Genomic DNA, 18,386 nt, shown 5'->3' with positions numbered 1-18,386 from the left:
CTTGGACCAACCCATTCCGACGAACGAACAAAACCAGCGCGAATCAAGCTCGTTCCGTGAACGCTGCATCGGCCAAGTGGCCGGATGACCCGCGCACAATCTCTGCGGCGGCGGATATTCGCGCGGCCAGCGGCACGGTGAGCCAGCGTGTGGCCGGGCTTTATCTGAATGCCCCGGTGGTGCGCTCTGGCGTGGCCTTGCTGGTGAGTTACATTGCCGGTGCCGGCACGCGGGTGAACACGCCCGATCAGGATACAGACCGCGCTTTCAACAGCGGGCGGCTCGATCCCTCGCGCACCATGTCCATCACCGCGCTGCAACGGGCGGCGGTGCGCTCATGGGTGATTTCCGGTGAAATCCTTGGCCTGCACCGGGTGGTGGAAGGGCGCTATGCCTTCCAGCTTCTGGATGCCGCCCAGCTTGATGCCACCAAGAATGAGGCTTTCGCAGCCGGTGGCGGCGTTATTGCCGGGGTGGAGCGGGATGGCGCGGGCGTCATTCGCGCCTATTGGATTTTGCCCCATGCGCCCGGTGACCCTTTCGCCACCGCCACGGCATCCGTGCGGGTGCCGGCGGAAGATGTGGTGCATGTGTTTGAGGCGGAATTTCCCGGGCAGGTGCGCGGCATTTCTCCGCTGACTCCGGTGCTGGGGCAGCTGCACCATGCCGATATTGCGCTGGAAGGCCGGCTGCGCCAGCTTCAGGTTTCGGCCATGACGGTGGCGCTTGTGACCACCACGGACGGCACGAACCCGTTCGACGGCGACCCCAACCCCAGCCTTGAACCCGGCGCCATTATTCGCCTTGCCCCGGGCGAGACGGTGACCCCGATGAACGGGCCGCAAAGCCCGGACTTCAACGCCTTCGTCAAGGTGCTGTTCCGGCAGATCGCCTCTGCCCTTGGCGTGACCTATGAGGACCTGCTGGGGGACCTTGAGGGCGTCAACTATTCCTCTTTCCGGGGCGGTGCCCTGACCGCACGGCGCAAGGCGGAAGCCCTGCGCAAGGTGCTGCTGATTGAAGGCTTCCTCGAGCCGATCTTCGCGCGCTGGCAGGCCATTGAGCGGCTGGCCGGGCGCGCGGGTGAAGACGTGGTGCCGGCATGGATTGAACCGGCATGGCCGCAAATCGACCCCGAGAAGGAAGCCGCGGCAGATATTGCCCTGCTCGATGCCGGCCTGAAATCGCGCCGCGAGATCGTGGAAGCACGCGGACGCGAGTTCGCTACCGTGGCTGATGAAATCGCCTCTGACACGCTGCGCACCACCACGGGAGAAGCCGCATGAATGCCCCTGTGACCAGCCCGCCTGTGTTGCGCTTTAATGCCCCCGCACCGGGAAGCTGGAATGGCGAGAGCCGCACCTTCACCGTGGTGGTGGCCACCAGCGCCGATGTGGAGCGCGGCAGCCATATTGAGCGCATGGAGCTTGCCGGCTTTCCCCTGCCGGAAAGCCTGCCGCTGATGGTGAACCATTCCGCCGATGTGCGCGACCAGGTGGGCACGCTGCGCAATTTCCGCCTTGAGGCGCTGGACGGCGGGCACACCGCCCTTGTGGCAGATGGCCAGCTTTCTGCCGGTGCACCCTCGCCGCTGGAAGCGCTTCTTGCTGAAGGGGCGCTGAAGAATTTCTCGGTTTCCTTCTCTGTCAGCCACTGGCGTGAGAGCCGGGCCGATGGACGGCGCGTGCGTATCGCCAGCCGTGGCCGGCTGATCGAAGGCAGCTTCGTTGTCAGCCCGGCAGACCCTCTTTCCCAAATCAGGAGCAACCCCATGCCTGCCCCCGTACCTTCTTCCCCTTCGCCTTCTGCGCCGCCGGTTGATCCGGCTCCGGTGAATCGCATGAGCGATGATGCCTTCACCATCATTTGCCGCAATGCCGGCGTGCCGGATGAGATTCGCGACGCGCTGGCTTCCTCGCCTGCATCGGATGATGTGCGCCTGCGCATGGCGCTTGCGGCGGTAGAACGCCAGCAGCCGGCCATCCAGACCAACCGCGCCCACAATGACACCTCGCTGGATAACCCGGCGGTGCTGCGCACGGCGCTTTCCGGCTTCTATGATGCCATCAACCGGGGCGCGGCTCCCGAGGGTGCGGCGGCCGGGCTGTTTGCGCAGGGTGAACGGGCGGTGGCCGAACGGTTGTGCCGCAATGCCGGCATTGAAACGCTGGGGTTAAGCGATGCGGAAGTGATGCGCCGCGCCGCGACCACCGGCGATTTTGCCATTGCTGCCGGGGCAACCTTTGGCCTTGCCATGCGGCGCGAGATGGAAGCGGCGGCTTCCCCCATTGCGGCGCTGTTTGGCCGGGATACGGTTTCCACATTCAATGCCGAAGTGCGCGGCATGGTGGACTGGACCACTCTTGCCATCGCCGACCGGCTGGAAAGCGGCCACTACAGCCACTCTTATATCAGCGAGAGCGGCGAGGAAGTGAAGGTGGCGGTGCTGGGTGGCATCACCTCGCGCAGCTATGAACTGGGCATCAATGCCGGTGGGCGGCTGGGGAATGAGGGCGTGCAGTTTGGCAAGCGCCTCACGGCTGAAATCGCTGACAGGCAGGTGACCTTTGTGGAGCAGGCCAGCGCGGCAGGCCCGACCATGAAGGACGGCAAGACCGTGTTTCATGCCAGCCGGGGCAATGTGGGCACGCTGACCCTCGACGGCAGCACCGAAATTGCCCAGTTGATGAAGGCGCGCTCTGACATGGCAGCCCGCAAGGGCGCGGGCAATGTGATGATTGGCCAGTATCCCACCCACTGGCTGGTGCACCGGGACTTTGAGGAAACCGCCCTGCGGTTGCTTTCCAGTGTGCAGGCCAGTGCCGTGGGTGATGTGAACGTGCTGGCAGGCCGCATGAAGGTGGTGGTGGAACCGCGCCTGACCAACCCGGCAAAAAGCTGGCTGGTGGTGGAGCCTGCACGCATGGATGGCGCGGTGCGCGTGTTCCTTCAGGGGCAGGAAGCGCCTTTCACCGATAGCCGGATCGACTTCGAGACCGACGCGGTACAGTTCAAGATTCGCCACCCCTTCGGCCTTGGCTGGCTGGAATGGCGTTCGTGGACCCGCCTCGACCATGTGGAAGGCTGAGGGCCATGGGCACCAGCCTCGAGGATATGCGCGCGCAGCTTGAGCAACTGCGCAGGCAGCGCGCCTCTGGCGTGAGCCGCCTCGTGGTGCGCTCGCCGCTCACACAGCAGGAAACCGAGTTTCGCTCTGATGCGGAGATGGCAGCCGCCATTGCCGATCTTGAAAGCCGCATTGCCGCCGCGCTGAAACCGGCGCGGCGCATCATCTATCCCACTGTTTCCAAGGGCTACTGACCATGCAGAATTTTGTTCATCCCGGCGATGTGCTGGCCTTCACCGCGCCCGCTGGCGGCATTGCCTCTGGCGAGGGGCACCTGTTTGGCGCGCTGTTCGGCGTTGCCGCCACCTCTGCCCCGGAGGGGGTAAAGGTGTCCGTGCAGGTGGAAGGTGTTTTCACCCTGCCCAAGGCCACGGGCGGGCTTTCAGAGGGGCAGGCCATCTATTGGGATGCCACCTCCAAGCGCTGCACGGCGACAGCCACCGGCAACAGCCTGATTGGCCATGCTGCCGCCGCCGCTGCTGCCGACAGCATGGCCGCCACCGTGCGGCTGGCCGGGTGAGAGGGGGAATGTGTGATGGCACCAATGGTTCAACTGAACGTCACAGCGCAGCCCTACCGCATGATGAAAAAGGGGGAAGCCGCATCCTATTGCGGCCTACCGCTCACACGTTTTGAGCGCCTCTGCCCTGTAGCTCCCGTTGTCTATCCCGACGGGTCAAAGCTATGGGACGTACGCGACATGGACTTGTGGCTTGACGGCTTGAAGGGCGGAGACATCTCCGGCGATGACGCCATTCTGGACAGGCTGGGCTGACCATGACCTTGATCCGCGTGAAAGGCTTCAAGATATTCGAGGACCGTCACGGTAAAATGCGCTGCTACCATCGCAAGACCGGCACGCCCATTGATCTTCTGAAGGCTCCCATAGGTAGTGCTGCATTCATTGCAGAATGCGCGCGCATCGCAGCGCTATCCAGCATGGCGGAAACGACACGGCCCGGCACGCTGGGGGCGCTGATTAAAGCTTATCGTGAAAGTGCAGCCTTTCAGGCGGACATTAAGCGCGTGACCCGAAATGGCTATCAGCGTGTATTCGACTATCTGAAGCCCATTGAAGATACGCCACTCACTCGTTTCACATCACCCTTCATCGTGAAGTTGCGAGACAAGGCTCTACAGAAGCATAAGCGCCACTTTGCCAATTATCTGAAAACGGTTCTGGCTCTGCTTTTCGAGTGGGGCAAAGAGCGCGGGCACATGAAAGAGAACCCGGCCAAGGGCATTCGAGCGCTGCGCCGGCCCAAGGGCCAGAGCAAGCAGAATCGCAGATGGAGTGATGCGGAGCGCGAAGCTGTTTTGGCTGCCATGCCGCCACACATGCTGCCCGCCATTGGATTGATGATGTTCACGGGATTGGGGCCGCAAGATACATTGTCGCTGCCAAAGACTGCTTTTAGAGAAGGCAAGATCAGCACTGCCAGATCCAAAACAGAGCACGGCGTAATATGGCCAGTCATCGCACCGCTGCGAAGCATTCTGGACAAAGCGCCAGCACATGACGCGATCACGCTGTGCGCCAACTCGAAGGGGGAGCCATGGACGGGCTCCGGCTTTCGGTCATCGTGGGCAACACTGCGAAAAAGGCTTGAAGAGCAGGGCAAGGTTCAACCTGGCCTCACGCTCTACGGCTTGCGCCATACGGTGGCGGCAATCCTGCGGGAGGCGGGAATTGACCTGCGACAGATTGCCGATGCGCTTGGCCAGAAAACAGAGGTGATGGCCCAGCACTATTCCAGCGAGGCGGACCTGACCCGGACAATGAAGGGCGTGGCGGAGACGCTCGAAACCGAAGTGAACAATCGCCGAACAGCTTCTGTCAAACCGGAGTGAAATTAATGTCAAACCATGACCAGATCACCGGCCAACGGAAGACATATATCAATCATTTCAATGAGATGAATGGTGCCCAAGGGCGGAATCGAACCACCGACACTGCGATTTTCAGTCGCATGCTCTACCAACTGAGCTACTTGGGCGCTCCGCTCTGGCCGTGTTGGCCTCGGAGTGACGCCGTGTATAAGGAGGATCTGACGGGCTGTCCATACCCTAAATACATTCTCTTGCCGGGCTGTGGAAAAGCAGGTTCGCAAAGCTTGATGAAACTGTGATGACCGCATGTGCTGACGGCTTGCAAGCGCGACGTTTGTGGCGGGGTAAACCTGGCCCCATATTCAGGAACCAAGAGCGGGGCGGGGAAACACGCCGTCACAATCCCACTTTCGCCATGTTTCAATCCTTTTTTGTCAAAATCAGGGGAATATGGCGCTGGGCGTGATGCCGGGTGCTTGGTGGAAGTCTTGAAAATCCTGCTGCAATGGTGTGTTCTGCGCACCTGCAAAGACGCCGATATGGCGTGGGCTATGGAGCGGGATGCAGGATGAAGGGGCGCAAGGCAATGAAGTGCGTGTCAAGCGGGCAGAATAACGAGACCGCTCCATCCTGCGAAATGGCGTCCCCGCGCGCTGTTCTTTCTCGTTCCGGTCGCATTCTCACGCGTCTTTGCGTTGGCGGCGTTTTTGCTCTTTCCCTTGCGGCCTGTACGACCGTTGACGGGGGCAAGAAAATTGATGCCACCCAGACAACAGAGGCGCCACCCAAAGCCAAGAAGACCCGCGTGAGCAGTGCGACGGGCGGCTATTACAAGGTTGGAAAGCCTTATACGGTACGCGGGAAAACCTATTATCCCAAGGCGGATGAGGATTATTCCGAGGTTGGTATGGCCTCATGGTACGGGGGCGGGTTTCACGGCGGCAAAACGGCCAACGGTGAAACCTATAATATGATGTCCATATCAGCGGCTCATAAAACCCTGCCCATGCCCTCCTATGTGAGGGTGACGAATCTGAAGAACAATCGCTCCATCATCGTGCGCGTGAATAATCGCGGCCCCTTTGTTCGTGGTCGCCTGATTGATGTTTCCAAGCGCACGGCCGAATTGCTGGATTTCAAGCAGTTCGGCGTTGCAAAGGTGCGCGTGGATTATGTGGGGCCGGCTTCTATTGATGGGTCGGATCACAAGCAGTTGGCGGGTACGTTGCGTACGGATGGCGTTCTGGCCTCGCTTCCCGGACAGGAGAGCGCCGTGCAGGTGGCAGAGGCGAAACCTCTTGTGCCGGAAATGCCGGAAGTGGTGCCTGCCAGCCATGGTGAAATTCCTGTGCCATTGACGCGTCCGGCAGATGCGCAAGATCAGGTGCAGGTTGCGTCTGCGGAATGGGTAACCGGGTCAGAGCCTGTGAGCGGTCTGGGTTATGCCGGTGTTCCGGGCTCGGATGCCGGGCAATAAGGTTGCTGTGTGTCTCGTCGTTTCGTGAAAGAACGATCCGGGCCGGTGAGGGAGGCTGGGCTTTCCCCGCCGCTTATTGCGACGATGCGCACATTTTTGCCCAGCCTGAGGGCAGGGGCTTTTTATACCATTCTTTTTGCGATGTTTTGTGCCACGGGGCTGGGTCGAGCTTGGGCGTTCGATGTTTCCGCCCCGATCGCGTTGCTGGTGGACGAGAATACTGGAAGCGTACTTTTTGAGAAAGACGCCGAAAAGTCCGCGCCGCCTGGTTATCTGGCAAAGGTGATGACAGCGACCATCGTTTTTCAGGCATTGAAAGATGGTCGGATCTCTCTGGATACTCCCTTCATCGTCAGCGTGGATGCATGGCGTCGCGGTGGCGGTCCCGCACGCAAGGCGGCGATGTTCGCTGAGGTGAATAAGCCAGTGCGTGTTGAGGATTTGCTTGCGGGGGCACTGGTTGTTTCAGGCAATGATGCGGCGCTGACGCTGGCGGAAGGGTTGGCCGGCAGCGAAGAAGCCTTTGTGCAGCGCATGAATGAAGTGGCGCGCACGCTTGGCATGGAGCATACGCATTTCTTCAACGCCACTGGCTATGATACGCCAGAACAACTCTCTACGGCGCGGGATATGGCTATTTTAGCCCGCCACGTTATTTCTGCCTATCCGGCATTTTATCCCTTTTTCTCTCGGGGAGAGATCCACTGGAACCGTATTCGCCAGCGCAATCGTAACCCCTTGATGCGGGCCGATATTGGTGCTGATGGTTTGCAGGCGGGCTGGGTTGAGGGGGGTGGTTATAATCTTCTGGGTTCGGCCCAGCGGAATGGGCGTCGCCTGATTGTCGTCGTGCTTGGTGCTGAAGACGAAAGGATGGCGCTTTCGGATGCCAGGGGCTTGCTGGAATGGGGTTTTGACAGTTTTACCGTGCAGCAGATCTTTCCCGCCGGCGCGAGAATAGGCGTGGCGCAGGTTTTCGGTGGGCGGGAGAATGGCGTACCCCTTGCCGCGCAGGGGTCGGTTCATGTGCTGGCAGCACGTCATGGCCGGAAGGACATTTCAGCCCGTGTGATATATGTGGGGCCTGTGCGTGCGCCGGTGGTTAAAGGCCAGCAGGTCGCCCGGCTGGAAATATCCCGTGCTGGCGGTAAGGTGCAGGATGTTCCTCTTTATACGGCTGGTGATGTCCCCATGGGGTCTTTATGGCAGCGCGCGATTGATGGTGTCCGGGCTCTTGTGGGAGATGCCACCCGTTCCGTCGGCCGGAAAATCAGGGCGGCGGTGCAGTGATGCAGCTCATGCGCGGTAAATTCATCACACTTGAAGGTGGAGAGGGGACGGGTAAGTCCACTCAGGCCCGGCGCTTGGCGGCGCATTTGCGGACGCGCGGGCTGAGCGTTCTGGAAACGCGCGAGCCGGGGGGCTCGGCAGGTGCCGAGGCCGTGCGGCATGTGCTGCTTTCCGGCGCGGCTCAGCCTTTCGGTTCTGAAGCAGAAGCTCTGCTGTTTGCGGCGGCCCGTGCAGACCATATGGATGAAACCATTCGCCCGGCGCTTGAGGCCGGGCATTATGTCATCTGTGATCGTTTTATTGATTCCTCCCGCGTTTATCAGGGAGCTGTCGGGCAGGTGGACGCTGAGCTGCTGGATGCTCTGGAAGCTGTCGCCATTGGTGAGGATCTGCCTGATCTGACGCTGGTTCTGGATGTTCCGACAGAACTAGGCCTGTCTCGAGCAGAAGCGCGCGGCAAGGCGGATCGTTTCGAACGCGAAGGGCTTGCCTTTCACGAAGCGGTGCGCACGGCTTTTCTGGCGCTTGCAGAAAACAGTTCTCGCCATGTGGTGATCGACGCGCGTGGCAGCGTGGAGGATGTCACCCAGCGAATGATTGCGACCGTTGAGGCACGTCTTTTCCCCGCCATGCCTGCACGTCCCATGTTGCAGGAGGGGCAAGCTCATGAGTGAGCTGCTTGCAGGAGATGTGCTGCCCGGTACGCCAGCGCCGCGGGAGCAGGACAGGCTGTTCGGCCATCATGAGTTGGAGGCCGAACTTCTGGGCGAATGGCGGGCGGGGCGTTTGCCACATGCTCTACTGCTGGGCGGGCTGGAAGGAATCGGCAAGGCGACGCTGGCTTACAGGCTGGCGCGGATTGTTCTGGCTGGCGGTGTTGCGCCGGGCAGTCATGATCTGAGCCTGCCGCCAACCGACCCTGTGTTCCGGCAGGTTGCTTCTCTCACCCATCCAGATCTTCTGGTGCTGCGCCGTGCGCCGGAGGCGGGTGAAGACAAAATCCCCACGGTAATCCCGGCCGAAATGGTGCGGCGGGTCCGCGCCTTTTTCGGAGCAACTGCGGCAGGTTCGGGCTGGCGTGTCTGTATTGTTGATGCGGTGGATGATCTGAACGCTTTCGGTGCAAACGCGTTGCTGAAGACATTGGAGGAGCCGCCGCCGCGTGCGCTGTTTATCCTCATCACCCATGCGCCGGGCCGGGTTCTGCCCACTATTCGCTCTCGCACACGATTGGTAAAATTGCGCCCTCTGGCCGTGGATGATGTGCTGGCGGCGCTGGACCACCTGCGTACCCAAGGTGTTGAACTGGAGCCTGCGGGCTTGCAGGCCGCTGCGGAAGCCAGCCAGGGTAGTGTGCGGCGCGCCCTCATTCTGGCGCGGGGAGAGGGCATGGAGGTACGCTCCGCCACCTTGCGCGCCCTTTCTCAATTGCCCTCACCGCGCGCGGATGAGCTTCATGCCCTCGGTGCTCGCTTGCAGGGGGACAGGGCTGATGGGCTGGATCTCTTCATTGAAGCTGTGAGCGATTATATCGCCGAACGAGCAACTTCCGGGCAGGAAGAACGACACCGCCTTGTCCGACTGGGCGAGGTATGGGAGAAAGTGCGACGCAGCGCGGTGGAGGCGAACGTGTTCAACCTCGATCGCAAGGCGCTGGTCTTTCGTATTTTTGCCGATCTCGCCGAGGCGGTGCGTTAAGCATCTGCCGGTGGACGACAACCGCTTGAGTTGCATGATGCCTGCAAAATCGCCCTTCTACATTACCACCGCCATCGCCTATCCCAATGGTGTGCCTCACATGGGCCACGCCTATGAGGCGATTGCCAGCGATTGCATCGCGCGTTTCATGCGGCTGGATGGGCGCGATGTGCGCTTTCTCACCGGCACGGATGAACACGGCATCAAGATGCTCCAGACCGCCCAGAAGGCTGGCCTGCCGGTGGATGAACTGGCGGATCGCAATGTGGCGCGCTTCCAGGAGATGGTTGATACTTTCCAGATCTCGGTTGATGATTTCATTCGCACCACACAAGAGCGCCACTACACATCCTCACAGGCGATCTGGGAAAAGATGGCCGCGAATGGGGATATTTATAAATCCACATATTCCGGCTGGTATTCGGTTCGCGATGAAGCCTATTACGCGGAAGGCGAAACCACGCTGAATGATGAAGGCGTGCGCCTTGGCCCGCAGGGCACGCCAGTGGAGTGGGTTGAGGAGGAGAGTTATTTCTTTCGCCTCTCCGCCTACCAGGACAGGTTGCTGGCCTATTATCGCGACAATCCGGATTTCATCATGCCAGAGGCGCGCCGCAACGAGGTGGTGAGCTTTGTTTCCGGTGGCCTGCAAGACCTCTCCATCTCACGCACCACATTTGACTGGGGCATTCCCGTGCCCGGCGATGAGAAGCACATCATGTATGTGTGGGTGGATGCGCTGACCAATTACATTACAGCCCTTGGCTATCCGAATGTCGAGAACGAGCTGTTCCAGACCTTCTGGCCGGCCAATCTACATATCATCGGCAAGGATATTATCCGCTTCCATGCGGTCTATTGGCCGGCCTTTCTGTGGTCTGCCGGGCTGGAGGCGCCTCAGCGTGTCTTTGGGCATGGCTTCCTGTTCAACCGCGGGGAGAAGATGTCCAAGTCGCTGGGCAATGTGGTGGATCCGTTCGATCTGGTGGCGACCTATGGCGTGGATGCCATCCGTTATTTCTTCTTGCGGGAAGTGTCCTTCGGGCAAGATGGATCTTACAGTCACGAATCCATCGTGAACCGAATGAATGCTGACCTCGCCAATGATCTGGGCAATCTGGCGCAACGTTCCCTGTCCATGATCGCCAAGAATCTTGATGGTATCGTGCCGGAGCCGGGTCCGCTTGCACCGGAAGATGAGGCCATGCTGGCGATGGCCGATGAGATGCTGGAGAAGAGCCGCGAGGCCATGGGCGCGCAGGCCATTCATCAGTATCTCAATGCTGTCTGGGCTGTAGTGGGTGAGGCCAATCGTTATTTTGCCGCCGCTGCCCCCTGGGCCCTGCGCAAGACAGATCCGGCCCGGATGGGCACCGTGCTGTGGGTGACGGCGGAGATTATTCGCCAGGTCGGTATTCTGGTGCAGCCCGTTATGCCGGAGAGTGCGCGCAAGCTTCTTGATCTGGTCGCGGTTGAGGAGGATGCGCGTGACTTCTCCCGGCTTGGTGCTGTCGGTCGTTTGTCCGCCGGGCGGGAGTTGCCGGCGCCACAGGGTGTCTTCCCGCGTTATGTTGAGCCGGAAACAGCCTCTTGAGGGGGAATGCCGGCGGCTGAAAGTTGCCCTGATGCCACTGAGGGGCAGGAAGTGCACGATGAATGACAATTCCTGCCTGTCTTGCTGTCTCGGGGCATTGCCGAGTGCGATGCGATGTGGCTTTAACATTTAAGGCATATTGTTGCTGCAAGTTTATGGGTGAGTTGAGACTCGCCATTTGAGGGAGGCTTTGGGAACCGTGTTGGCTACGAAAGCTGCGCCGCTGAAGGGTGCAAAATGGGTCTGCACGCTGGCGTTCACGGCGGCGTTGGCAGCCTGTGCGGGAAGCGAGCAGCGCACTGGCGCACGGCCGAGCTATGATCCGCTGCCTCCCATGATGCCCGATCAACAGCCTATGGCCCCGCAGGGGCCTGCCGTGCCTCGCATTGAGGTGCGTCTGGAAGGGGCGAATGCTACGCTGGTGCGGGGTCGTCTTGCCACAGCGCGTCGGGCACGGGGCTACACCATTACGGTGGATCAGCCCTCACACCTTGTGGCTGAGAAAATGCTCCCTGCGGACGAGGCGCTGAAGCGCACCAATGGTGCATCTTCCGATGCGGCTTTCCGGCTGGACTATGTCTTCAACACTTCGGGTGGGGCCGTCACTGTGTCGTTGGAAGCGGCTGTTGTGACCAATCCTGGGCGGCCGGGGGAAATGGTTCGTCCCATTACCATGCCGCCGGGTGATGCCGCCGCTCTGAAGCAGGAAATCGCTGACGCTGGCTGATCTCCGGTTTTGAAAAAAAAGGCGGGTGATCAGGTCGCGCCGGTTTTGTCGTCCGTCTTTCTTTCAGTCTGTAAAACTTGCTATGCCTCTCGCTGGACAGGCCCGGCGAACCATGAATTGTAGCGGCTTGCTGCCTCATGGCTTGGCGTGATGGTGCGCAGCTATGGCGCTGCCGGGGCGTCCGCACATTTTGGAACTGTGTGGAACATCATGCTTGTTGATAGCCATTGCCATCTCGACTTTCCCGATTTCGCCGCTGAATTGCCCGAAGTGGTGGCGCGTGCGCGGGCGGCTGGTGTCACCCATTGTGTCACCATTTCCACGCGGCTGAGCGCCTTTGAACAGGTGCGCTCCATTGCAGAGCAGTTTGATGGAATCACCTGTTCTGTGGGGGTGCATCCTCTGGAGGCCGCTGCGGAGCCTGATGTCACAACAGCGCAGATCGTGGAATTGACGCACCACCCGAAGGTGGTGGCCATCGGTGAGACCGGGCTGGATTATCATTACGATCCTGCCTCCCGTGATGTGCAAATTCGGGATTTTCGCGCCCATATCGGCGCCGCGCGCGAAACCGGCCTGCCTCTGGTCATCCATGCGCGGGATGCAGATGAGGATGTTGCTGCTATCCTGGAAGAGGAAACCGCAAAGGGGCGCTTTCCCTTTCTGCTACACTGTTTTACGGCAGGGCCGGAACTGGCGCGACGGGCTCTGGCGCTTGGTGGCTACATCTCCTTTTCTGGCATCATTACCTTCAAGAAAAGCCAGGATTTGCGAGATATTGCGGCCAGCGTGCCGGAAGACCGTATTCTTGTCGAGACAGACTCGCCTTATCTTGCGCCCACGCCACATCGCGGCAAGCGCAATGAGCCATCTTTTGTGCGCGAAACAGCTAAAGTGCTGGCTGAAGCACGTGGCGCAAGCCTTGAAGAGGTAGCGCAGGCAACGACGCGAAATTTCTTCACGCTGTTTTCCAAGGCAAAAAGCTGATGCAATGCGCCTCGGCGCATATGCGGGGAGGGGCCATGAATCACGATTCTTATGATGACGCTTATCTGCGTGCCATTCTGAAGGACGTGCGTAACATTGCTGTCCTGGGGGCCAGCGCCAATAGCGCGCGCCCCTCTTATGAGGTGATGCATTATCTGGCTGAGCACGGCTACAAGGTTTTCCCCATTAATCCGGGGCAGGCGGGCAAGCAGGTGGCGGGCCTGACATTTTATGCGCGCCTTGCCGATGTGCCTGAACCCATTGATATGGTCGATATTTTCCGCGCTCCTGAAAATCTGCCTGATATTCTTCAGGAGGTTTTGAACCTTAAGGTGCGCCCCAAGGTGTTCTGGGCTCAGTTGGAAGTGCGGGATGATGCTGTCGCCGCCGAGGCTGAAGCTGCCGGCCTGAAAGTGGTGATGGATCGCTGCCCCAAGATTGAATATCCGCGTTTGCTGGGGGCGGAGAGTTGAGTTTGGAGTGCATCTAAATTCAACAAAATTTATAAAAATTGTTGATTTTTGAGATCGGCAGGCGGAATGATAGGCCCCTATCGGTCGGCAAGCGGGAGATTGCTTCATGAGTGAAGAGAATAAAGCCTCGGAAGGGGCGCATGTGCCGGGCTTCGCCACTCTTGCCGTGCACGCCGGCGCACAGCCAGACCCCACCACAGGGGCCCGTGCGACGCCGATTTATCAGACCACATCCTATGTTTTCAATGATGTGGACCATGCGGCTTCCCTGTTCGGCCTGCAAGCTTTCGGCAATATCTATACACGCCTTACAAACCCGACCACGGCTGTTCTGGAAGAGCGCGTTGCTGCTCTGGAAGGTGGTGCGGCGGCTGTGGCAACGGCTTCTGGCCATGCTGCCCAGCATCTGATTTTCCATACGCTTCTACAGCCGGGTGATGAATTTATTGCCTCGCGCAAGCTTTATGGCGGCTCCATCAACCAGTTCACCCATGCGTTCAAGAATTATGGATGGAATGTGGTGTGGGCTGATACTGATGATATCAGTTCCTTCGAGCGCGCGCTTTCGCCGAAGACCAAGGCGATTTTCGTGGAAACCATCGCTAATCCCGGTGGCGTCATCACGGATCTTCAGCCGATTGCAGCTATCGCCCGCAAGGCCGGTGTACCGCTGATCGTCGATAATACGCTTGCGACGCCCTATCTGTGGAAGCCGATTCAGGATGGCGCGGATATCATCGTGCACTCCGCTACAAAATTCATGGGCGGGCACGGAACGTCCATGGGTGGCGTTGTGGTTGATGCCGGCACGTTCGATTGGTCAGCTTCGGACCGTTACCCGATGGTCTCCCAGCCGCGGCCGGAATATTCCGGCATGGTGCTGCACGAGGCTTTCGGCAAGATCGCTTTTGCGATTGCTGTGCGTGCTCTTGGCCTGCGGGATATTGGCCCGGCCATTTCGCCCTTCAACGCCTTCATGATCCTGAATGGCATCGAAACCCTGCCGCTCCGCATGCAGCGCCACAGTGATAATGCGCTGGCCGTGGCACGTTTCCTGGAGGCTCATCCGAAGGTGGAGTGGGTGAGCTATCCGGGGCTTGAGAACGACCGTTACCACGCCTTGGCGCAGAAATATGTGCCCAAGGGCGCGGGCGCCGTTTTCACCTTCGGGCTCAAGGATGGGTATGAGGCTGGCGTGAAGGTGGTTTCCAGCGTCAAGCTGTTCTCTCATCTCGCCAATATTGGTGATACGCGCTCGCTGATCATTCATCCGGCCTCGACCACCCATAAGCAGCTTTCCGACGAGGCGAAGACGGCTGCTGGTGCTGGCCCCGAAGTCATGCGCCTGTCCATCGGCATCGAGGATGTCGAGGATATCATCGCGGATCTTGAGCAGGCATTGGCTCAGGTTTGATTGGCTGTTGAAACGGTAACAGGCTGAAGTCTGATTGCAGTCGCCCACATTGTTGTGGGCGACTGCTTTTTGCCGAATAGGGCCAGGGGGCAGGAGAGAGGGAACCCATGCTTTCGGATCGCCAGTTGGTGCGCAATGTTGTTGTTGTCTGCGCCATCCTCATCCTGCTTTATTTTGCATGGCTGGTTGTGAGCGTTCTGCTCATGGTTTTTGCTTCCATCCTGTTGGCTGTGGCCTTCCGTGGCCTGGCGACGCCCGTCGCGCGCTTTACACATATGCCTGTGCGCTATGCCGTGTTTCCGGTCACCATTGGGCTGGTCGGCATCATTGGCATGGCGCTTTATCTGTTCGGTTCAACCATTCAGACGCAGATGTTTGAACTGGTGGAAAATCTGCCGGCGGCCTGGGCTGCATTGGAAGCGCGCTTCCATCTGCAAAGTCTCAGTGTGGATCTGCTGCAACAGGCCGAAGCGGCGGCGCCTTCCAGCGCAACCATCATTGCGACCCTGCAAGGGGTAACAAGCAATGTGTTTGAGGGCCTGGTTGGCTTATTTCTTGTGGTTGTGGGGGGGATCTACTTTGCAGTTGATCCTGAACTTTACCACAGGCTTGTTCTGGCTTTCTGGCCGGAAGAGGAGCGTGACAGGGTTGAGGCTTCACTGAAAGCTCTGGGTGCTGATCTGCTGGCCTTTCTCAAGGCGCAGTTCATTGCCATGGTGGTGGTGGGGCTGCTGACCTTTATCGGCTTGACGATCGTTGGGGTGCCTTCAGCCATGGCGCTGGCGATTTTTGCATGTCTGGCTGAGTTCGTGCCGTTGATCGGGCCTATCGTCTCAGCTGTCCCGGCATTGCTCATCGCGCTCACCATGGGCATGGATGCGGCCTTGTGGACCTTGCTGGTGTTTGTTGTGGTTCAGCAATCCGAAAGCAATGTCATCACGCCCCTGCTGCAACAGCGCATGGTGGCCCTGCCGCCCGCAATTACACTGTTCGCCGTAGTGGTTTTCGGCCAGCTCTTTGGGTTGCTCGGGATTATTCTGGCGACGCCTTTGACTGTGCTCACTTTTTCTGTAATTCGCAATCGTCCGGCGTGAGGGCGAGGGGAGGGGGCTGCGAGAACCCTCTCCCGCTTTGGTTACCGTTTGCCTGTGGCGTGTGGATGTGTATGGTCGCTCGCCCCTTATTGAAGAGAATGCCCCATGGCCCGCGATACGGTCGATGAAACGTCCCTGAATTCCCGCGATGAGCTTGTCGCCTGGATGGAAAAGGGGGTGAAGCCGGAAAGCGATTTCCGCATCGGTACCGAGCACGAGAAGATCCCCTTCACGCTCTCTGGTCATGAGCCCGTGCCCTATGAGGGCGAAAAAGGCATTCGGCGCCTTTTGGAAGGTATGCAGCTGTTGCTGGGGTGGGAACCCATCATGGAAGGCGAGACCATTATCGGCCTCGCGGACGTGACAGGCGGGGGAGCCATCTCACTGGAGCCGGGCGGGCAGTTCGAGCTTTCTGGTGCACCTCTGGCGAGCGTTCACGAAACGAGCGTCGAGTTGAATGCTCATCTGGCTCAGGTACGCGAGGTGGCCGGCCCTCTTGGAATCGGTTTTCTGGCCATGGGCATGAGCCCGAAATGGAGCCGCGCCGAGACGCCGGTGATGCCGAAGGGGCGGTATCGCATCATGGCCAACTACATGCCGAAGGTGGGCACGTTGGGGCTGGACATGATGTTTCGCACCTGCACAGTGCAGGTGAACCTGGATTTTGCCAGTGAAGCCGACATGGTGCAAAAAATGCGTGTTGGGCTGGCTTTGCAGCCCATTGCCACAGCACTTTTCGCCAATTCCCCTTTTACAGAGGGCAAGCCGAACGGCTTCCTGTCCTTCCGCTCTGAAATCTGGAAAGATACGGACGCTGCGCGAACCGGCATGTTGCCCTTCGCTTTCGAGGACGGGTTCGGGTTTGAGCGCTATGTCGACTATGCGCTTGAAGTTCCAATGTATTTCGTGAAGCGTGGCGATCAGTATCTGGATGTGACAGGCTCATCCTTCAGGGATCTGCTTGAGGGCAAGCATCCTGCATTGCCGGGGCAAAGGGCCACTTTGTCGGATTGGGTCAATCACCTGTCCACGATATTTCCTGAAGTTCGGCTGAAGCGTTTTCTGGAGATGCGCGGTGCCGATACCGGGCCATGGGCTGAATTGTGTGCGTTACCCGCCTTGTGGACGGGTTTGCTCTATGATCGGCAAAGTCTGGATGCTGCCTGGGAACTGGTCAAGGAATGGGGTGACGAAGAGCGGCAGCAGATGCGTGATAATGTACCGCGTCTGGGGTTTAGCGCCAGTATTGCCGGACGCAAGGTGCGGGAGGTGGCCGCAGATGTGCTGAAGCTTGCACGAGAGGGGCTCTCTCGACGCGCAAAACTGGATGCTCTTGGTCGTGATGAGGGGCATTTCCTTGCTCCTCTGGAGCAAGCCGTTGTAAATGGACGTTCGCCTGCGGAATTGTTGCTGGAGCATTATCAGGGTCAGTGGAATGGCTCTGTGGAGCCACTCTTCGAAACTTTGGCGTACTGAAAGCTGGACAGAGCCTGATGGGAGTGCAGGTTTTATGCCTGCCATGCAAATTAGGTATGGCAGGCATGCCTTTCGCATGTCCGGTATGAGTGCGAAGCATAACAGATCTTTTGCCCTCAGCTCGGATCTGCCCCATGTCCGTTGTTTCCGCTCAGGATGCGCCTTTTGGAGCGCGTGAATCGCTGCTCTACGCAACCAATGTCCTGATCTTTGGTTCCGGCTGGTTGCCTATGAAGTTGCAACTGGGCGTGGTTTCTCCCGAAGTTTCAGCTCTTTGGCGGTTCATGGCCGTGACTGTTGTCATGTTCATCGTTCTGGTCGTGATGCGGGGGCGGTTTTTCTTTCGCTGGAAGGACCATCTTCTTTTCGCGGGTCTGGGTGCGACGCTCTTTTCGCTGAATTTTCTTTCATTCTATTATGCCGGATATTATTTGCCCTCGGGCTTGATGTCCGTGGTGTTTTCTCTTGCCGCGATCATCATTCCGGTGCTCTCCGCCATTTTCCTCAATATGCCTGTGCACCCCAAGCTGGTTGCGGGGGCCGTAGCGGGTGCAAGCGGGATTGCGCTGATCTTCGGGCCGACAATCATGGATGCCGAGGGCATGCGCGATGCCGGCATGGGGCTGCTTCTGGCGCTGGCAGGCACCATGTGCTTCTCTTTGGGGAGCCTGTTTTCAGGCATTGCCGGGCGGCGCGCCCTGCCTTTGGCCTCCATGACGGCATGGGGCTTTTTTTATGGCTTCGTGATCCTGGCGGTGATCGTTGCCATTCGCGGTTTGCCACTGATTGTGGAATGGACCCCGCGTTATATTGGCACGCTGACCTATTTGGTGCTGGTCCAAACTCTTCTGGGGTTTGCAGTTTATCTCATGCTTATCCGGCGGATCGGGGCGAGCCGTGCAGGCTATGGCACAGTCATGTTTCCATTGGTCGCTCTGGCCATTTCGACATGGTTCGAGGGGTATCAGTGGACCCTTGTGTCCGGTTTGGGAGTCAGCCTGGTTCTGTCTGGAGCCTTGCTGGTTCTGATGCCGCGACGTTCGCACGTCTGACATGTTTTTCCGATAGTTTTTCTCTATTGGAATTTGAAAATTTATCTATTTCTCTTAATTTGTTTGGGCGTTTATGTTCCGTGTCGCTGGCTGTTTTGGCCATGATCCATCTTGACCCAAGGAAACTCCATGTCTCTCGTCAATACC

At 59.0% G+C, this 18,386-nt stretch carries 18 protein-coding genes and 1 tRNA gene; 18 read left to right on the top strand and 1 reads right to left on the bottom strand.

Annotated elements, in window-relative coordinates; all coding sequences use genetic code 11:
- The first annotated feature begins 56 nt into the window (after positions 1-56).
- Genes ACT6QH_RS00715 through ACT6QH_RS00690 form a run of 6 tightly spaced genes read left to right on the top strand, consistent with a single transcriptional unit; the run spans position 57 to position 4,978 of the window.
- Entirely contained in the window at positions 57-1,286 is a 1,230-nt protein-coding gene (locus ACT6QH_RS00715; RefSeq protein ID WP_444972897.1) for a phage portal protein, read from the top strand.
- The gene (locus tag ACT6QH_RS00710; RefSeq protein WP_444972896.1) at positions 1,283-3,088 is read left to right on the top strand and encodes a phage major capsid protein; all 1,806 of its coding nucleotides are present in this window, start codon (positions 1,283-1,285) and stop codon (positions 3,086-3,088) included. The genes ACT6QH_RS00715 and ACT6QH_RS00710 overlap by 4 nt, the downstream gene beginning before the upstream one ends.
- 5 nt (positions 3,089-3,093) lie before the next feature.
- Positions 3,094-3,321 carry a phage head-tail joining protein gene (locus tag ACT6QH_RS00705; RefSeq protein WP_444972895.1) on the top strand — a complete coding sequence of 76 codons (228 nt, stop codon included), beginning with the start codon at positions 3,094-3,096 and terminating at the stop codon, positions 3,319-3,321.
- Positions 3,322-3,323: 2 nt separating this feature from the next.
- Positions 3,324-3,647 carry a DUF2190 family protein gene (locus tag ACT6QH_RS00700; RefSeq protein WP_444972894.1) on the top strand — a complete coding sequence of 108 codons (324 nt, stop codon included), beginning with the start codon at positions 3,324-3,326 and terminating at the stop codon, positions 3,645-3,647.
- 15 nt (positions 3,648-3,662) lie between these two features.
- Positions 3,663-3,902 (top strand): hypothetical protein, encoded by a 240-nt coding sequence (locus tag ACT6QH_RS00695; protein ID WP_444972893.1) that lies wholly within the window; start codon positions 3,663-3,665, stop codon positions 3,900-3,902.
- 2 nt (positions 3,903-3,904) lie between these two features.
- Entirely contained in the window at positions 3,905-4,978 is a 1,074-nt protein-coding gene (locus ACT6QH_RS00690; RefSeq protein WP_444972892.1) for a tyrosine-type recombinase/integrase, read from the top strand.
- A 70-nt stretch (positions 4,979-5,048) separates the two neighbouring features.
- Here ACT6QH_RS00690 and ACT6QH_RS00685 read toward each other — a convergent pair.
- A tRNA-Phe gene (locus ACT6QH_RS00685) sits at positions 5,049-5,124 on the bottom strand.
- A 638-nt stretch (positions 5,125-5,762) separates the two neighbouring features.
- Here ACT6QH_RS00685 and ACT6QH_RS00680 point away from each other — a divergent pair.
- From ACT6QH_RS00680 to ACT6QH_RS00625, 12 genes are all read left to right on the top strand, one after another.
- The gene (locus tag ACT6QH_RS00680; RefSeq protein WP_444972891.1) at positions 5,763-6,434 is read left to right on the top strand and encodes a septal ring lytic transglycosylase RlpA family protein; all 672 of its coding nucleotides are present in this window, start codon (positions 5,763-5,765) and stop codon (positions 6,432-6,434) included.
- Between the two features lie 84 nt (positions 6,435-6,518).
- Positions 6,519-7,724, top strand: coding sequence for a D-alanyl-D-alanine carboxypeptidase family protein (locus ACT6QH_RS00675; protein WP_444972912.1), 1,206 nt, complete (start codon positions 6,519-6,521; stop codon positions 7,722-7,724).
- Positions 7,724-8,398, top strand: a complete 675-nt coding sequence (gene tmk, locus ACT6QH_RS00670) for a dTMP kinase (protein ID WP_444972911.1) — start codon at positions 7,724-7,726, stop codon at positions 8,396-8,398. Before ACT6QH_RS00675 ends, tmk begins: the two co-directional genes overlap by 1 nt.
- Entirely contained in the window at positions 8,391-9,422 is a 1,032-nt protein-coding gene (locus tag ACT6QH_RS00665; RefSeq protein ID WP_444972890.1) for a DNA polymerase III subunit delta', read from the top strand. Before tmk ends, ACT6QH_RS00665 begins: the two co-directional genes overlap by 8 nt.
- A gap of 37 nt (positions 9,423-9,459) precedes the next feature.
- Entirely contained in the window at positions 9,460-11,016 is a 1,557-nt protein-coding gene (metG, locus tag ACT6QH_RS00660; protein ID WP_444972910.1) for a methionine--tRNA ligase, read from the top strand.
- Positions 11,017-11,215: 199 nt separating this feature from the next.
- Positions 11,216-11,743: a hypothetical protein gene (locus ACT6QH_RS00655; RefSeq protein WP_444972889.1), complete on the top strand. Its 528-nt coding sequence runs from the start codon at positions 11,216-11,218 to the stop codon at positions 11,741-11,743.
- Positions 11,744-11,953: 210 nt separating this feature from the next.
- On the top strand, positions 11,954-12,730 hold the full coding sequence (locus tag ACT6QH_RS00650) for a TatD family hydrolase (protein ID WP_444972888.1): 777 nt from the start codon (positions 11,954-11,956) through the stop codon (positions 12,728-12,730).
- Between the two features lie 35 nt (positions 12,731-12,765).
- Entirely contained in the window at positions 12,766-13,203 is a 438-nt protein-coding gene (locus ACT6QH_RS00645; protein ID WP_444972887.1) for a CoA-binding protein, read from the top strand.
- 106 nt (positions 13,204-13,309) lie between these two features.
- On the top strand, positions 13,310-14,617 hold the full coding sequence (locus ACT6QH_RS00640) for an O-acetylhomoserine aminocarboxypropyltransferase (RefSeq protein WP_444972886.1): 1,308 nt from the start codon (positions 13,310-13,312) through the stop codon (positions 14,615-14,617).
- Between the two features lie 107 nt (positions 14,618-14,724).
- Entirely contained in the window at positions 14,725-15,711 is a 987-nt protein-coding gene (locus ACT6QH_RS00635; RefSeq protein WP_444972885.1) for an AI-2E family transporter, read from the top strand.
- 105 nt (positions 15,712-15,816) lie between these two features.
- Positions 15,817-17,187: a glutamate--cysteine ligase gene (locus ACT6QH_RS00630; RefSeq protein WP_444972884.1), complete on the top strand. Its 1,371-nt coding sequence runs from the start codon at positions 15,817-15,819 to the stop codon at positions 17,185-17,187.
- 134 nt (positions 17,188-17,321) lie between these two features.
- The gene (locus ACT6QH_RS00625) at positions 17,322-18,239 is read left to right on the top strand and encodes a DMT family transporter (RefSeq protein WP_444972883.1); all 918 of its coding nucleotides are present in this window, start codon (positions 17,322-17,324) and stop codon (positions 18,237-18,239) included.
- Positions 18,240-18,386: the final 147 nt, after the last annotated feature.

The sequence above is a fragment of the Haloleucobacter albus genome (assembly GCF_052492075.1).
The sequence above is the reverse complement of the archived record's forward strand: the minus strand, read 5'-3'. Positions and strand labels throughout refer to the sequence as shown.

Bases quoted from the DNA above. Each gene is read 5' to 3' on its own strand.
- ACT6QH_RS00675 (WP_444972912.1), top strand. From the start codon at position 6,519: ATGCGCACATTTTTGCCCAGCCTGAGGGCAGGGGCTTTTTATACCATT.
- ACT6QH_RS00640 (WP_444972886.1), top strand. From the start codon at position 13,310: ATGAGTGAAGAGAATAAAGCCTCGGAAGGGGCGCATGTGCCGGGCTTC.
- ACT6QH_RS00630 (WP_444972884.1), top strand. From the start codon at position 15,817: ATGGCCCGCGATACGGTCGATGAAACGTCCCTGAATTCCCGCGATGAG.
- ACT6QH_RS00690 (WP_444972892.1), top strand. From the start codon at position 3,905: ATGACCTTGATCCGCGTGAAAGGCTTCAAGATATTCGAGGACCGTCAC.
- ACT6QH_RS00705 (WP_444972895.1), top strand. From the start codon at position 3,094: ATGGGCACCAGCCTCGAGGATATGCGCGCGCAGCTTGAGCAACTGCGC.
- ACT6QH_RS00665 (WP_444972890.1), top strand. From the start codon at position 8,391: ATGAGTGAGCTGCTTGCAGGAGATGTGCTGCCCGGTACGCCAGCGCCG.
- ACT6QH_RS00650 (WP_444972888.1), top strand. From the start codon at position 11,954: ATGCTTGTTGATAGCCATTGCCATCTCGACTTTCCCGATTTCGCCGCT.
- ACT6QH_RS00700 (WP_444972894.1), top strand. From the start codon at position 3,324: ATGCAGAATTTTGTTCATCCCGGCGATGTGCTGGCCTTCACCGCGCCC.
- tmk (WP_444972911.1), top strand. From the start codon at position 7,724: ATGCAGCTCATGCGCGGTAAATTCATCACACTTGAAGGTGGAGAGGGG.
- ACT6QH_RS00625 (WP_444972883.1), top strand. From the start codon at position 17,322: ATGTCCGTTGTTTCCGCTCAGGATGCGCCTTTTGGAGCGCGTGAATCG.
- ACT6QH_RS00695 (WP_444972893.1), top strand. From the start codon at position 3,663: ATGGCACCAATGGTTCAACTGAACGTCACAGCGCAGCCCTACCGCATG.
- metG (WP_444972910.1), top strand. From the start codon at position 9,460: ATGCCTGCAAAATCGCCCTTCTACATTACCACCGCCATCGCCTATCCC.
- ACT6QH_RS00635 (WP_444972885.1), top strand. From the start codon at position 14,725: ATGCTTTCGGATCGCCAGTTGGTGCGCAATGTTGTTGTTGTCTGCGCC.
- ACT6QH_RS00710 (WP_444972896.1), top strand. From the start codon at position 1,283: ATGAATGCCCCTGTGACCAGCCCGCCTGTGTTGCGCTTTAATGCCCCC.
- ACT6QH_RS00645 (WP_444972887.1), top strand. From the start codon at position 12,766: ATGAATCACGATTCTTATGATGACGCTTATCTGCGTGCCATTCTGAAG.